The sequence below is a fragment of the Pseudonocardia sp. P-1 genome (assembly GCF_058111925.1).
In genome coordinates this window covers 25,851-40,051 of record NZ_JBYJZH010000002.1, presented here as the reverse complement: position 1 = coordinate 40,051, position 14,201 = coordinate 25,851, and the positions used below count along the sequence as shown (strand labels likewise).

The following is a 14,201-nucleotide window of genomic DNA, read 5'->3' as shown; positions in this document are numbered from 1 at the left end:
CGAAGAAGGGGCGCTTTCGCGTGTCCAGGATACATCCTGGGCCGGGAGCCAACCACCTTAGACACGGGGCGAATTCGTCGTGCCCGGAAAACCGCCGCTCACCAGCGGCGGAGACCGGGTTCTGCATCTGCTGCTACGAGCACGGCGCGTTCACCCTGGCCTCCGGCCCCACCTCCGACCTCTGCCTGCTCCACCAGCTCCCCCTCGGCGCGCAACCGCCCGCCGGCGACTTCGGCATCCGCCGCACTGCCGCACCTCGTCGCGCGCCGCGCGGCCGCGCCGCGCGCTCGACCTCAGGCTCATCCAGCGGTCCCGGGCGCCCGAGCCGCGCTCTGCCGCCCACCGCCCGAGCGCGCGCCCGCGGTGTCACCCGCGCCCGCGCCCGACACGCCCGCGGGTTCACCCCGCACCCCGGGTGGCGCAACTTCATCGACCGCGAGTGGCGGGTGCTGACCTCCCAGCCCGAGGCCCTCGGCTACATCGCCCGCCTCGTCGACGACGAGGAGTGGCGCTCGGACAAGCGCGCGAGCTGGTCGGCGATCCTGCGCCGCCTGGTCTGCCACATGGACTGGGACACCGGCCTGATCACCGGGCTCACCACCGACCGCCTCGGCGCCGCCGGCGGCCGCGCCGCCCGCACCGTGTCCCGCGTCCTGGCCTGGGCCCGCGACCGCGGCTTGCTCGTTGTCGTCGAAGCCGGGGCCAGCGCCGAGTTCCTCGGCACCGACACCGGCCGCACACCGACCTACGCCCTGGTCACCCACAGCCCCCTCCCCCAGCTCACCACCCCGACCGACCACGCACACGAACACCCAGCTCAGACCACTGTGGATGAAAGTGGCGACCTCCCCACTTCTTACGTGAGTCTTAAGCCCTTGTCGGGCGGCAGACGGTCTAGCCTCACCAAAGCAAGCAAGTGGCATCCCTACAACGTCCCCGACACCCCCGGTGCAAGGAACCGGGCCACCCTCACCCTGCTCACGCTTCTCGGCCTAGGAGGCCGACAACAGGGCACGATCGACATCTGGCGTGCCCGGTCGCTGCTCAAGCCGTGGTGGGAGGCCGGCGCGACCGTCGCTGGGCTGCGCCACGCACTCGAACACCACCCCGACCATCCCGACCGACCGCGTGGACCGGTCACCACCGGTGCCCGGGATCCCCTGCGGGTCATCGGCGCCCGCCTGCGCCCCTGGCAGGGACGCCTCGGCGAGATCCGCGCCGTACAGATCGGCCGGATGCGCGCGAGCACCGGCAACGGGCCCACCCCTCCTGCGCCGCTGTCGCCGGTTCTGCGGGACCGGCCGGCGGGACGAGGGGCCCGGATGGCCGCCAGGGAAGCGCTCAGCGAGCACCTCCGCGAGCTGCGCGAGGCCCGCGATCTCCCGTCGAGCCGTACACAGGGAGTCCCGCACCGGTCTGGGACGAGGACCAGGCGGATCCGATGAACTGGCCGTGCCGCCGCAGCAGGCCCCCTCCGGGCTTCGAGTCGAGTTCGGTAGGGGTCCCGAGAGAGTGCTCCTAGCCTCCGTCAGGTCCAAGATCACCAAGCAGGAGGAGTAGGACCATGCGGGTTCTCAGATCCACGATGATCGGCCTCGCACTCGGGGCCGCCACACTGACCTCGGTCGGTGCCGGGGTCGCCGCCGCAGCTCCCATCGCCCCTGCCCAGTCCCCAACCTGGAGCTACGTCGCGCCCTACAAGAACAGAGGAGCATGTGACGCGGCGATCGCGGCCTACCGGGGAGCGCCCGACACCTCGAAGTATTGCTGCATCTCCAACGGGAACCCGACCCAGAGCCAGGAAACCAGCTGGTCGCTCTACAACCTGCGGTGCTGACCACGACTGACCGCGCCGCCCCAGACGACGACGGCCCGCCCCCGGCAGTAACGGGGGCGGGCCGTGCGGCCGTCCCGGGATGTGTGACCGGGACGGACGGCCTACAGATTGGCGCGGTACTCCGGTGATCGCATCACCCGCTCCAGGTCGGCCCGCAGGACCGCCGAGTCGGCGCGCTGACCAAAGACCTGCGCCGGCACCGAACGCTCGTCCTCCAGCGCGGCGAGAACGACGTGCTCGACCGTGAGCGCGTTGAGGCCCTGATCGTGAGCGAGCCGAGCTGCACGATGGAGCACGGCCTGGAGCCGAGGTGTCGGCGGAAGCTCGACGGGCTTCACGATCTCCTCCGCGTCCGGTGCGTCCCGCGGATCGCAGCCGTTCAGGCACGACCAGCGGGTCCCGATCGGTTCGGTTCGCCCAGCGACGGACACCGGCTCGGACTGCACCGGCCCGCCGCACACCGGGCAGGCATCCGGCACCCGCAGCAGCGGAGTCAGGTCTACGCGTTCCATCACCTCAGTGTGCGCCCGGTCAGCGGACCCGGAGCAACACCTGGACACCGGTGACGTCGATGATCTGTGGGAAATTGACGATGTCGCCGTTCGAGAACGGGATACTCGAGCCGTCGATGAGGTACAGGTTCCCGCTGCTCGGGCCCGCGTTGAAGCCGTTCGCGCCGAGGGACACCGACACCACGCTGTTGACGGGGCCGCCGCCGTCGAAGCAGGTCGTACCGAAGTTGTCGAACGGTGTCGACAGGGCGAATGACGTGGTCGAGGTGCACGGCACCTCCTATGTGGCGTGTGCCGGTGTTGCCAGAGCAAGCGCTGTCCCGATTGAGAGGGCGAGGGTGGCGAATACCGCGAGGGCAGCGCGGGACGCGGACTTGAGTCGTGCTCGCATGATCTTCCGATCCGTCGTAGCAGTGGGTGTCCGCGCGGACCCGCTAAGCTACGGAATCGGATAAACGGGCCGATACCTCCAATCGGAGCAACTAGCGATATCGAGTCACTTACTCGCGTAGACCACCGGGCGCGTGCCCTCCGGCGCGGCCTCCTGCTCCAGTTGTGCGGCCCGGGTTCGGGCACGGGACGCGGTGATGCGCTTCAGCACCGCCGAGTCGTACACCGCCTGGATCCGCGACACCGCCGCGTCGGTCAGCTCCTCCGCGGACGACCCGTCACCGCTCAACGCTCGCCGGCCTTCCACCGCCGGATCGCGTCCCGCATCCTCCACGCTGGGTCCTCGCGGCGCCGCCGATCCTCCGCCTCGTGCCGATCCATCCGACGTCGCCGCTGCTGGTGCAGCTCCGCCAGGTACGCCCGCCCCTCGTCGGTGGGGAAGCCGTCCGCGTCGACGAGTCCGTAGCGGCGCAGCCACCGCAATGCGGTCCGGGGCTGCGACCCCGGGCCCTGCCCGCTGTCGACGAGGCGGTGCAGCGTCACCCGCTGGAGAGGCGTCAAGTCCACATCCCCGATCGTGGCGCAGCGAGTAGCCGGGCCGCCACTGGGCATCCGGCCGGGGTGCGGTGTCCGGTCGACCCCCGCGCCGAGCCGCACCCGGCGGCCGGGTCCACCCCGGGGGGATGCGGCCCGGTCGCCCGAGCTCGCCCCGGAACGCGGAACGGGCCGCCCAGGTTGCCAGGGGCCGGAGCCGTATGGCCGCCCAGCAGAGCTAGCTTCAGGCGCTCGCGGCCGACCGGCAGGCGCTCACCAGGTCGTCCACCATCCCGGCGCCGTCACCAGCCAGTGTCGCCAGGTTCGACAGGTCACCGCGACCGGCAGCGGCCGCGATCATCTCGTGTTGCCCCGTCAACACGCGCGACGCCGCAGTCACCCCCGGGTCGTTCGCGATGATCGGCACCTCGGACATGCCGTCCATCGCCGTGCGAGTTTCCCGCGCCAGCTCGGGCAGGTCCGTCTCACCGGTGGACAGGCCCTGCGCCGCTGGGGCCCAAGCCTCCATTACCTCACCGGCCCGCTGGCACGCTCGCACGTCCGCCGGGTCCGGCCCGGACGCCACCGGAGCGGCAGCCGGAGCGGCTGCCGACGGTGCGGGCGGAGCGGTCGCCGCGTCGAATCCGTCCTGCGCGGCGTCCCCGTTCCCGAACACCGACGCAGCACCGATCAGCGCGAACACTGCGACGACGCCGATCCCGATTTTCTTGGCGCGCGGCATCGGGGCCGTGCCCGGCTGGGCCGGCTCAGGCAACGGGGCGCCCTGCGCCGGGATGAAGCCATGCTGCGGCGAGGGCGGCACAGCAGGGCCCACACCCCGCTGCACTGGCCGGAGCTGATGCGTCGGCGCGTCCATGGGGTTCATCCCAGCTGGGGGAGCCCCCGGACCGGGGCCTGGTGCGGGCAGCGGCGCACCGGTGCCCTGCATCGGGCCCGGCCGCAGTGCCCGCGGCGGAGTCGGTGCCGATCTCCTCGGCCGCCGGTATCCCTCGGCTTCCAGCCGCTGCTTCGCAGCTTTAGCGAGCAACTTGTCCCGCTTCACGGGGTCGGTGGCCTTCGCGGCGCGCTCCTCGAGCTGCCGTGCGGTGGAGTCGGCCATCTTCGCGAGGATCTCGGACATATTGGATTCTTCTGGAGCGAACAGGCACGGCGACGGGGAGCCGGCGTACAGGTCGGAGCGGGTTGCGATGAGACGCCGCCGAAGGTGCGGTGGTGCACCCTTCCGACAGATCGTCAGGCAGCCGTAAGGCTGCGAACCGGCCCGTCGGCGTCAGGTCACACCGATGCAGAGCACATCGACCCGCCCGTAACGGGCGACGGTCGTGGCGAGCTGACTATCGGATCAGCCGGCCGGATGCGTCAGGCGCCGGTCCCGTCCCCGATGTCGGCCATACGGGCGTCGAGGAAGTACTCCCGCCAGTGCTCTGGGCGACTCGGCGGTGCCGGCGTCTCCGCGTCGAGCAGCGCCACCCGAGCCTGGCGCGCGCCGTAGCTGGGATCGTGACCCCGCAGCGGCGGGAACTGGGCGGGGAAGTACCGGGGGCGATCGACACTCCGCTCGGAGGTCAGTGCCGGCGGATGCTGGCCGGCGGAGCCGGCCTCCTGGACGGCGTCGTCGTAGCGGCGGGGTTCTTCCTCGGTCACGCGGTGCTTGCCCGGGGCGCACTCGCGCCCGTCGATGGCCACTGCGAGGTTGGTGATCGCGGCCGGGAGCCAGCGCACGTGCCACTCGGCTACCAGCTCCGGGCGGGTTCCGGGGGCGCTGGAGGAGATGTAGAGGGTGCGTAGCCACGCGAGCTCACGCACCGCGCGCGGGTGCACCGGCCAGCAGTCGGGTAGCTCCAGCCGCGACAGTTGGTAGTCGTCGTTGAGCACCTCGGAGACGAATCCTCCCAGGGCGTCCCACGCGGCGTGCTTGGCGGTGCGATCCAGCTGCGACCAGCGCAGCGCCGGGGTCAGCGACAGCGCCTCGTCCTCCGCGTCCCCGGCACCCGCCCCCGCAACGGCGGCCTCGACCGCGCCACCGAGGGCGGCAACCCCTTGTTCGACGTCGTCAAGCCGGGGGCTCATGCGACCGAGAATGTCGGCGATCTCGGCGACGTGACCGGCGGTCTCATCACCCTGCCGGGCCGTGGCGTCGAGCTCGCGCTGCACCTGGCGCAGCTGCTCCCCCACGACGACCGCCCACGGCCGACGCCCCCCAGGAGCAGATCGATCCTCGCCCTGCGGCGGTCCCGGCCCATCGCTGGTCACAGTGACCGGTCTCCCCTCGTCTCAACGACACGGCGACAGTGGCTGGTCCGGCGCAGGTGCGCTGGACCAGCCAGATCTACGCGGCCACCGGACCCACCGCCTGCGCGGCGGCAGGAACCCCACCGCGCGTCACACCGGGCGTCCAGGTGATGATCGCAGGCGGCGGGCACAGGTCAGACCGCTCCCACACCGGACTGACTCGCACCACGGTCGCGGGGGTCGCGCGATGGATCAGCAGCGCGTGCCACTGCGGGATCGTGCGCACCCGGTCGACCGGGCACACCCGCACCTTCTCGTAGCGCTCCTCGCCCCCGCCGGTGTACAGCGGCTCGTGCCTGTCCCCACACAACACCGAGGCCTTCTCCAAGTCCTCACGCAGCGACAGCCCCCCGAAAATGACCTTGGCGTTGGTGGCGTTCCAGATCGTCTCGCCACCCTTGGTGCCCCAACGCTGAGCGAGCTGGGACGGTGACTGCACCGCCCACTCGATGTGGATCCCACGGCCACCGGCGTCGGCCACCCAGCGGTCCAGCGGCACCGGTGTGATCAACGCAGCTTCGTCGAGGAACAACCCCAGCGGCGGATCCAGACGCCCCTTCGGCCGCGACGAGGCGACCCGTTTGGCCGTCTCGAAAAGATGGCCCGTCATCGCCGCCAACAGCGGCGCGATCGAGGCATGCTCGCGGTCCGACCCGACCACGAACAACGATCCGCGACCAGCAACGAGCTGCTCGACATCGAGCTCCTGGCCGCCCGCGTCACCGGTGACCAGAGCAGCAACCTGCGGATCGGTCATGAACTTCACCGCTTCGGACAAGGTCATGAAGATCGAATCGCGGGTCTTGCGGGCATCGGTCGCCAGAACCTGACGCAGAGCATCCAGCGTCCCCTCCGGAACGCGCCTGCCGGGATTCCGGCCCAGGATCTGCAGAGCCTCGCCGGCTCCACCACTGCGCGCGTCACTGGTCGGGGAGAACACCCACCGGGCAACCGTGGCCATATCCGCGCCGGACAGGTCCGCGGCCATCAGCAAGGCGGTGAGCACACTGACCGACCACTGATCCCAGCGATCACCGCCGTCCTCGCTTGTCGACACACCACCGACCAGCAACCCAGCCCGCACCGCAGCCACCTGCGCGTCCGCGCACCCCGACACCGGAGACCACCACACCGAGGACCTCAGATCGCCGAGCTGCTCGGGGTTGAACAACCACACCGGGCCCTGCTGAGCCCGTTTCCCGCCGCAGTAGGTGTACAGGTCGGGTTTGGTCGAGGTGGCCAGCAGCGGGCCGTCGTGGTCGAGGATGTGATGGCCCATCAACGCCGTCTTCCCGGTCTGCGGCGGAGCCACCAGACCAACCACATCCCGATGCGATGCATAACAGTCGGTACCGATCACCGGCCCGACCACCGAACGACCCAGCCAGGTCCCACACCGCCGGGCCGGTAGGCGCTCCACCAACCCGGGGACCAAGCCGCCCCCAGACCCGTCACAGCTGACCTCCGCGGTCACACTGGGCCTGGTCACCGCGGCGACCAGGCGAACCGCATGCAGGGACAGGTGCCGATGCAGATCCCACCACCCGGCCCACCCGTCGACTCCATAACCGGTCCGGACCCGGGACCTCTCGGTGTGGGCATAGGCCGCCCTCCCGATCGGGATCGCCAGCACCGCGCCGCCGCACGCCGTCAGGACGAGCCCGGTGACTGTCACCAGCGTCCCGGGAAAAAGCAGCAGGCCTGCCCCCAACACCAGGCCTGCCGCCGGCACCACAACGGGCATGACCCGGCGCCACACCAGCAGCGCGGCGCCGCCCGTGACGACGGCGCCGACCACGATCGCCACGACCGCCGGCCCACACAGCAACACCATCCCCAACGACAGGGAACACCCGGCGCCCACCTGAATCACTCCTCGGGACAGGACCGCGGCCGAGCGCTGCCCGAGCCCAGCCCACACCGCAGAGGCCACGACCGACCGCACCAGCGGTAGCAGCACCCACCACCACACCCGGCTCACCGCCCACCGCACGGATCTCCACGCAGCGGCGGTCGGCCCTGACGGCATCGGAGGGCGGGACGAGGCGGAGTCGCGGAGTGGATCCGGATCGGTCGCCCGACTCTGTTGGGGCTCGAACGTCGACGAGTCCTCGGGGGCGGGGAACACGCCGTGCAACTCGGCAGAAGTCATGCGCTCACCCCCACCGGCGTAGAGCGCTCCGCCCCCACGACGACCAACACACCAGGACCGTCTGAGGCGATGTCGTGCTCCGGAGCGGCAGTCAGGCCTCCACGCCGCTGCCGATCGGTGGCACCCAAGTTCTGTGCCGTACCCAGCTGTCGTTCGGCTTCCTCGATATCGCGGCGCCCAGTGCGCGCCGACTGCCCGAAGATGGCGCCGACCTGAGAGCCGGTGAGCTCCACCGACGGAACCAGGCCCCCACGTATCAGGTCCTTGACCTGTTCGACCCGAACCGCCGGGGCCGCGCTCAGGAGCTCCTCACGGTCCCAACGGCCCACGACGTCCGTACCGTCCGCGGGACGAATCTGCGGCTCACCGTCAGCGCCACCCGGTGCGGACACAGCCTGCAGCTCGGTGGGGTCGGCGGCTGTGGGCTGAGCTCCTGCGATGCCTATCGCGGCAGCGGCCTCAGCAACTGTCGCCGGCCCCCGCCCCGAGTCCGCCGCAGCGGCCTTGACCGCCTCGGTGAGACGGTCCCGGATCTCCGGCGCAGCCTCGGTCGCGACGAACACGACCAGCGGCGGAACCGAGTGCAGCAAAATCAGCCCCGGATCCAGCGCTCCCCACGCCTTCCAGGTGTTCATCGCATACGTCGCGCCCAGCGTCGCCCAGCGAGCGCGACGAGCCCAGACCAGTGTCGACAGCTGCCACCGCGACGTCGTCTGCTCCGCAAGCACCACCGCGATCAACACCAGCGACACCATCGGATCGAGAAGCCACGCTGCCCACCAGCCCGGGGACCACCGCGCTGTCCCCTCCGCCCCGAACTCCTGCACGTTGGTCATGCAGAACGCCATCCCGAGCACGATGCCGCTCCACATCAACCGGTTCACCGTCCGGCGAACCCGCTCAACCTGCAACGCGACCACATCGGGATGCACCGACAGCGCACGGATCTGGGCCGAGTGCTCCGCCTCGGCGGCGAGCTGAGCGGCCCGCTCCCGCAAGGACTGCACGGACCTACGCTGCGACATCCACGCCCCCGGCCCATACCATCGAGGTCAGCCGGGCGGCACGGGCCCGCAGACCACGTAGCCAGATTGCCGTCGAGCGACGAGCTCTGCGGCTGTCCGTCTCAACGGTCTCCGGATGCGGCACGGCCTCCACCGCGCACACACGGCACACAGCTCCCGGCGACGCGGTCAGCGACGCCGGCGCGATCACCGCGCCGCACATCGCCCGGTAGCACCCCCTGCCGAGGCCCGAGCTGTGGTCGTCCGGCCCGATCTCGTGCTCGAGACCGTCGACGGCCGTCATCTGGACGAACGCACCGCCTCCAGCGGCCAGGGGCCCGGGACGGGGCGGGAAGGACACTGCGATCCTGGACATGGGTCGTACCCCTCGAGTCGAAGTCAGGTCGTGCGATCCACGCCTCGGCGGGTGCTGCAACACCCGCCGAGGCACCTCAACGCTAGCGAATATTACGAATATTCTCTAGCGTGGTGTGTGGTTACTCCGGCGTAACCGCGCCGATTGGCTCCTCGTTGGACGTTTCGCGGGTGGGGGTCGGCCGCTACGCTCGTCGGTGCTCGTGGAATATTCGTCATGAGGCACGCGGAGGCGGAATGCGCAGGATCGCGGACATGGGCTGCGAGGGCGGGAACTGCCCGAACACCTACGCCACAGACCGGGGAACGATCGTCGTGCAGGGAGACGCAGTGAGCGGTGACACCGACGCGGTCGTGGTCCCGAACGAGCTGCTCCGCCGACACGCCCACGCCACCGGGCAGCCCGACTGGCCCTGGACCGTCAGCCCCGCCGGCGATGACCGCGTGCTCGTGCGGGGCAGGCAAGTCACCGATCCGATCGTGCTCAACACGATCAACGCCCCCAGCCACGAGAACCTCGTCGAACTCGACCAGGAGGCAGTCGCATGAGCGCAGAGGAGCTCGGGCGGATGTACGACCGGTTCACCGACTACGCCTGGCGCTACGAGGGACGCGACGTCTACACCGTCGACGGAGAGCAGGAACGCATCCAGGCGTTCCTGCGCGAGGGCACACTGCCGCGCAAGACCCGGGACAACAACGGCTGGATCCGCATCGTCGAGGACGCCCGAACCCGCGGAGCGCAGATCGGACGCGTGCGGGTCGTTGGCCGACCCGTCACCGACTACACCCGCTTCGAGTTCGCCGCCTACCCCGACAACATCGCCGCCGGCGAGGACATCGAGGTCATCGACCGCGAACAGCTCGACCCAGCCTGGTCTGAGGTCCCCGACTTCTGGCTCTTCGACGACACGACGGCATTCGTCCAACATTTCGACGACGAGGGGCGGTTCCTCGGAGCCGAGCCTGTCGAAGACGTCGCGCCGTTCGTCCAGATCCGCCAGCTCCTGATCGACCTGGCCACGACGGTGCCGGCCGGGCGCTACGCACTCGACACCGTGCCCCGCCAGCGCACCACACCGGTACCCGCACCGCCCGCCCTCACCGTCCCGTCACTGAGCCGGTAGTCCCCGAAGGAGTCCCTGGTTGCAGAAGGCCAAGTCACAGCTCGGTTCGCGCCTGCGCGCGCGCCGGAAGGCTGCCGGGCTCACCGGTACCGAGCTCGGCCTGCTGCTCGGTATCTCCCAGGCCACCGTCTCGAAACTCGAGACAGGTCAGACCCGACGTCTCGACGAAGACCTCATCCGGTCCTGGGCCGAACACACCGTCGATGCGACCGGCGCGGACCTCGACTCGCTGCTCAGCCTCGCCGCCGAAGCCGGCGGAATGGTCGACTGGACCACGTTGCATACGGCCGGATGGCGTGCCCACCAGGCGCGATACGACGAGCTGGAGCGTACCGCCACCCAGATCCGGGTGTTCCAGAACGCCATGATCCCCGGACTCTTGCAGACCGCCCGCTACGCCAACTTCCTGATGCGCGAGGTCGTCGGTCTCGATGCCGAGGATGCCGATGCCGCCGTGATGGCCCGCGTCGCCCGCCAGGAACTGCTCTACCAGCCCACGACGAACTTCGATGTCGTCATCACCGAGGCCGTTCTGCGACACCGTCTCGGCGGCCCGGCAGTGTTGGCCGAACAGCTCCGCCGCCTCGCCGAGGTCGCCGACTTCCCGACAGTCTCGCTTCGCATCATCCCCACCGACACCGACATGCCCAGCAGATACGGGGCGAGCTTCGACCTGTTCGAGTTCACCGGGCAGGACACTCCGGCCACTGTCGTCGTCGAGCTCGAGGCCAGCGAGTACCGCGAGGACGACCCCACCAGAGTGGAGTGCTACCGGCGCCGGCACCGCATCTACCGCGACGCAGCACTCGATCCCGGGCAGTCCCGGCAGCTGGTCCGCCAGCTGGCCGACGACTCCTACGCCCAGATCTTCAACAGCACCGGCCACCCAGCCGAGTAGAACGGTCAGCAACGGGCTCTGCCCGTGCAACTGAGGAGGGCACAGCCTCGATCAACGACACCCGCACTGCGGACCACCTCACATCCGACCCCGGCCATGGCCTGAACTCGGCTGTCGACGCTGCTCTCGAGCATGCCCGTCGCGCCGACCCGACACTGCGCGCATTCCTCGAGATCGGACGCCTACCCGGCGGCAGCACCCCAGCGTCCCCTCAGGACGCTCCTGGCCTAGCCGGCCTGCCGATCACCGTGAAAGGCCGCCGGGGGCTGCATCACCCCGCTGCTCAACGCATGATCCACGCGGGCGCAGTAGCGATCGGCACCACTACGGTGCCCGGACCCGGAACCCGCCACCAAACCTGGGGTCACACCGATCGCGGCCCGACCCGTAATCCGTGGCGACCGGACCTGTCCCCCGGCGGGTCGTCCGCCGGCGCCGCCGCGGCGGTGGCTGCCGGAATCGTCCCTCTGTCCTGCGGAAGTGATGGAGCCGGATCCGTCCGCATCCCGGCCGCGTGGTGCCACGTGATCGGCTTCAAGCCCACCACCGGCCGTGCCCCCACCTCCGACCCGACAGGGCTCGCCGTGCCCGGCGTGCTGGTCCGCGACCCGACCCTCCTGCAGCACTGGGCCGCAACCGTGCTCCCCGACTGGTCCCCCCAGGTAGGGACATCACCGAGCCCTCTGACGACCGCAGCATGGTCGGCCACCCTCGGCTACGCCGGTCCACACCTCGACCCCGAGGTGGCCGGGATCGCTGAACGAGCAGCCCAGGCCGTGTGCGCCCGCGCCGGCCTGACCCTGTCCCGACCCGGGGTCACCCTCACCGACCCCGAGCGCGCCTGGACGACGCTGCGCAGCACCTCGTCGAGCGCAGCCGAACTCCGCCACGCTCAGCGATCGCGACGCGACCACAACACCCGGCTCGCCGCGCTCTTCCAGAGCGCCGACCTGCTGCTGACACCCACAACCCCCGGACGAGCACACGGCCACGACGGCCCCGGCGACCACCTCAGCGTCGCGCTCACGTGGGGCATCAATCTCTCCGGGCACCCCGCAGCCAGTGTGCCGGCCGGATTCACTACCGACGGCTGCCCGGTCGGCCTGCAGATCATCGCCCGTCCCCGCGCAGACGAGCTGCTGCTGCGACTACTCGACGCCCACATACCCGCGGCCCCGATCGCTCCCCCACTCAGCAGGCCATGACGAACCCGGAGCCGTGAACGATGATGAACACCATGACCTCGGCCCACACCCACGGCCTGACACTGGCCAGCGACGCGATCCTGAGCTGGACGCACCGCTACGGGTCGACAACGTCATGCCTGGCGCGGCTGCGCGGCGCCCGTGACCCGGCCGCGGCCGATCGCCTCCTGCTGACCGTCGTGCTCAGCGAGCTCCGTGGCCAGCCCCGCAGCCACTACATCCTGTCCGACATCGCCGGCGCCGCGAACAACGCGTACGCCCAGCTCGTGCCGCGCAGCGTCGATCCGAGCACGATCACCTGGCTCGTCCACCACGGCCAGTTCTCCAGCGTCGACCCCACTGGCCCGGACTTATTGACCCGCGTCGGCCTGCACTGGACACTCGACCGCTACACCGCCCCGGGCTGGGACAAGGTCATTCGGCTCAACTACGACGACTCCGACCGACTGCTCGGCGAGCTCCGACTGCGCCCGGTCGAGGAGGTCCTCGCCGCGATGCCGTGGGACATCCCCCGGCCCCGGCAGGACAGCGCCGACACCGGCACGCCCCAGGGATGACCGGCACATCCCAGACCCGCGAGGTCCCGGGCCGCGCCATCCTCAGCGAGGTGCGCGACACCTACCGCGACGCCTACGCCGCGACACTGCAGGAACACGGCGTCAGGGTGATGGTCGTGCGATTCGAGTCAACGACCGACGCCCCACTCTGGGCCACACGAATGGAGGCGTCCCGCATCTCGGCCGAACAGAAGGTGCGCACCTTCACCGCGCTCGGCGTCACGCCAGAGCTCGTCGTCGTGCCCGACACCATCGGCGACAGCGAGATCTCTGAACTCATCCACCGCGCCAACGACGACCCCCTCGTCGCCGCGATCATCGTCCAGGCCCCGCCACCTCGGCCTGTGCTCGCGCTGCTCGACGAGATCGACCCTGCCAAGGACATCGACTCGCTCGGTGTCTTCGCGCCCCGCACAGCATGCGCAACCGCGGCCGGCGTCGCGCGCATCGCCGAGCCCTACCTGGCCGACGCCCGAATCGCAGTGGTCGGCAGCAGTGGCTTCGTCGGCTCCGGCGTCGTCGCGCTCCTCCACCAGGGCGGCCACGACCCAATGCTCCTCGAGGTAGGCGACGACCTGCGACGGCTCCGCGACGCCGACGTCGTCCTCTCCACCACCGGCAGCCCCTGGCTGCTCACCCCCGACCACATCCACCCCGGGCATCGCCTGGTCGTCGACTCCGGATTCACCCCGCACCCAGCAGGCCCCCGCGGCGACCTCCACCCCGACGCGGCCCTACTGCCGCGAAACCTCACCCCCGTCCCCGGGGGGATCGGACCGGTCGAGATGGCCGTCCTCTCAGAACGTCTGGTCCAGCAAGCCGCCGCCCCCGGCCTCGACTCGTGGCACTTCCACGGCCTCGACACACAGCACCGAACGCTCACGACCGTGCACACAGACGTCGACCATCAGCTACAGCTCCACCACGAGATCCAGAACGGACAGTTCCAGGCACACGAGCTCGGCGACGCCATCGACGAGGCCTATGAACTCGATGAAGAGAACGGCTTCGACCTGGACTAGCGACAGCTGCGCCACCTGGGATGAGCTGCCGGTGAGCGCAGGGTCCGGGGAGGCCACGACCGCAGCCGGATGGGCCGTGGTGACTCTGCACCCCGCGGCCCGGCTTGCCCGACGATGCCGCGCCTGCCGCACCCGACACGGGTGACACCACGGTCGCCACGTCGGCTTCCGGTCGTGTGCTCGGGTGGTGTCACGCCGATCGGGCGAGCGCGCAGCCCCGCCGCGCCGAACCGCGGGGTGCGGGCGAGTCACGTCCCACCGCAGCGGTCGGGACC

The 14,201-nt window shown here is 70.5% G+C and carries 15 protein-coding genes and 1 pseudogene; 8 read left to right on the top strand and 8 right to left on the bottom strand.

Features of this window, described 5'->3' with window-relative positions; all coding sequences use genetic code 11:
* Positions 1 to 20: 20 nt before the first annotated feature.
* Entirely contained in the window at positions 21 to 1,445 is a 1,425-nt protein-coding gene (locus tag AC0GKK_RS26905; RefSeq protein WP_489884104.1) for a hypothetical protein, read from the top strand.
* Between the two features lie 493 nt (positions 1,446 to 1,938).
* Here the strand turns inward: AC0GKK_RS26905 and AC0GKK_RS26900 are convergent, their stop codons facing one another.
* The 8 genes from AC0GKK_RS26900 to AC0GKK_RS26865 all read right to left on the bottom strand — a co-directional run bounded on the left by AC0GKK_RS26900 (position 1,939) and on the right by AC0GKK_RS26865 (position 8,745).
* Positions 1,939 to 2,349: a Clp protease N-terminal domain-containing protein gene (locus tag AC0GKK_RS26900; RefSeq protein ID WP_281010705.1), complete on the bottom strand. Its 411-nt coding sequence runs from the start codon at positions 2,347 to 2,349 to the stop codon at positions 1,939 to 1,941.
* Between the two features lie 19 nt (positions 2,350 to 2,368).
* The gene (locus AC0GKK_RS26895; protein ID WP_281010707.1) at positions 2,369 to 2,626 is read right to left on the bottom strand and encodes a hypothetical protein; all 258 of its coding nucleotides are present in this window, start codon (positions 2,624 to 2,626) and stop codon (positions 2,369 to 2,371) included.
* Between the two features lie 219 nt (positions 2,627 to 2,845).
* Positions 2,846 to 3,028: a hypothetical protein gene (locus AC0GKK_RS26890; protein WP_281010708.1), complete on the bottom strand. Its 183-nt coding sequence runs from the start codon at positions 3,026 to 3,028 to the stop codon at positions 2,846 to 2,848.
* Positions 3,025 to 3,300 carry a hypothetical protein gene (locus tag AC0GKK_RS26885; RefSeq protein WP_337826760.1) on the bottom strand — a complete coding sequence of 92 codons (276 nt, stop codon included), beginning with the start codon at positions 3,298 to 3,300 and terminating at the stop codon, positions 3,025 to 3,027. Before AC0GKK_RS26885 ends, AC0GKK_RS26890 begins: the two co-directional genes overlap by 4 nt.
* A gap of 217 nt (positions 3,301 to 3,517) precedes the next feature.
* The gene (locus AC0GKK_RS26880; protein WP_281010710.1) at positions 3,518 to 4,414 is read right to left on the bottom strand and encodes a hypothetical protein; all 897 of its coding nucleotides are present in this window, start codon (positions 4,412 to 4,414) and stop codon (positions 3,518 to 3,520) included.
* A 239-nt stretch (positions 4,415 to 4,653) separates the two neighbouring features.
* Positions 4,654 to 5,469, bottom strand: a complete 816-nt coding sequence (locus AC0GKK_RS26875; protein ID WP_489884103.1) for a hypothetical protein — start codon at positions 5,467 to 5,469, stop codon at positions 4,654 to 4,656.
* Between the two features lie 154 nt (positions 5,470 to 5,623).
* Complete coding sequence (locus AC0GKK_RS26870) at positions 5,624 to 7,393, bottom strand: type IV secretory system conjugative DNA transfer family protein (protein WP_337826765.1); 1,770 nt, start codon at positions 7,391 to 7,393, stop codon at positions 5,624 to 5,626.
* Between the two features lie 341 nt (positions 7,394 to 7,734).
* The gene (locus AC0GKK_RS26865) at positions 7,735 to 8,745 is read right to left on the bottom strand and encodes a hypothetical protein (protein ID WP_489884102.1); all 1,011 of its coding nucleotides are present in this window, start codon (positions 8,743 to 8,745) and stop codon (positions 7,735 to 7,737) included.
* Between the two features lie 702 nt (positions 8,746 to 9,447).
* Here AC0GKK_RS26865 and AC0GKK_RS26860 point away from each other — a divergent pair.
* The 7 genes and pseudogenes from AC0GKK_RS26860 to AC0GKK_RS26830 all read left to right on the top strand — a co-directional run bounded on the left by AC0GKK_RS26860 (position 9,448) and on the right by AC0GKK_RS26830 (position 13,926).
* Positions 9,448 to 9,666: a hypothetical protein gene (locus tag AC0GKK_RS26860; RefSeq protein WP_489884101.1), complete on the top strand. Its 219-nt coding sequence runs from the start codon at positions 9,448 to 9,450 to the stop codon at positions 9,664 to 9,666.
* Positions 9,663 to 10,244: a DUF6879 family protein gene (locus AC0GKK_RS26855; protein ID WP_281010717.1), complete on the top strand. Its 582-nt coding sequence runs from the start codon at positions 9,663 to 9,665 to the stop codon at positions 10,242 to 10,244. The genes AC0GKK_RS26860 and AC0GKK_RS26855 overlap by 4 nt, the downstream gene beginning before the upstream one ends.
* Positions 10,245 to 10,263: 19 nt before the next feature.
* Positions 10,264 to 11,142, top strand: coding sequence for a DUF5753 domain-containing protein (locus AC0GKK_RS26850; protein ID WP_281010718.1), 879 nt, complete (start codon positions 10,264 to 10,266; stop codon positions 11,140 to 11,142).
* A gap of 290 nt (positions 11,143 to 11,432) precedes the next feature.
* Positions 11,433 to 11,699: pseudogene (locus AC0GKK_RS26845) on the top strand (amidase family protein); the annotation flags it as partial.
* 27 nt (positions 11,700 to 11,726) lie between these two features.
* A complete protein-coding gene (locus tag AC0GKK_RS26840; protein ID WP_489884167.1) occupies positions 11,727 to 12,347 on the top strand; it encodes an amidase family protein in 621 nt (206 codons plus the stop codon).
* A 32-nt stretch (positions 12,348 to 12,379) separates the two neighbouring features.
* Positions 12,380 to 12,904, top strand: coding sequence for a hypothetical protein (locus AC0GKK_RS26835; protein ID WP_337826768.1), 525 nt, complete (start codon positions 12,380 to 12,382; stop codon positions 12,902 to 12,904).
* A 50-nt stretch (positions 12,905 to 12,954) separates the two neighbouring features.
* Positions 12,955 to 13,926 carry a tetrahydrofolate dehydrogenase/cyclohydrolase catalytic domain-containing protein gene (locus AC0GKK_RS26830; RefSeq protein ID WP_337826769.1) on the top strand — a complete coding sequence of 324 codons (972 nt, stop codon included), beginning with the start codon at positions 12,955 to 12,957 and terminating at the stop codon, positions 13,924 to 13,926.
* Positions 13,927 to 14,201: the final 275 nt, after the last annotated feature.

Coding starts and splice junctions, on each gene's coding strand:
- AC0GKK_RS26900 (WP_281010705.1), bottom strand. CDS start 2,349: ATGGAACGCGTAGACCTGACTCCGCTGCTGCGGGTGCCGGATGCCTGC.
- AC0GKK_RS26880 (WP_281010710.1), bottom strand. CDS start 4,414: ATGTCCGAGATCCTCGCGAAGATGGCCGACTCCACCGCACGGCAGCTC.
- AC0GKK_RS26855 (WP_281010717.1), top strand. CDS start 9,663: ATGAGCGCAGAGGAGCTCGGGCGGATGTACGACCGGTTCACCGACTAC.
- AC0GKK_RS26835 (WP_337826768.1), top strand. CDS start 12,380: ATGACCTCGGCCCACACCCACGGCCTGACACTGGCCAGCGACGCGATC.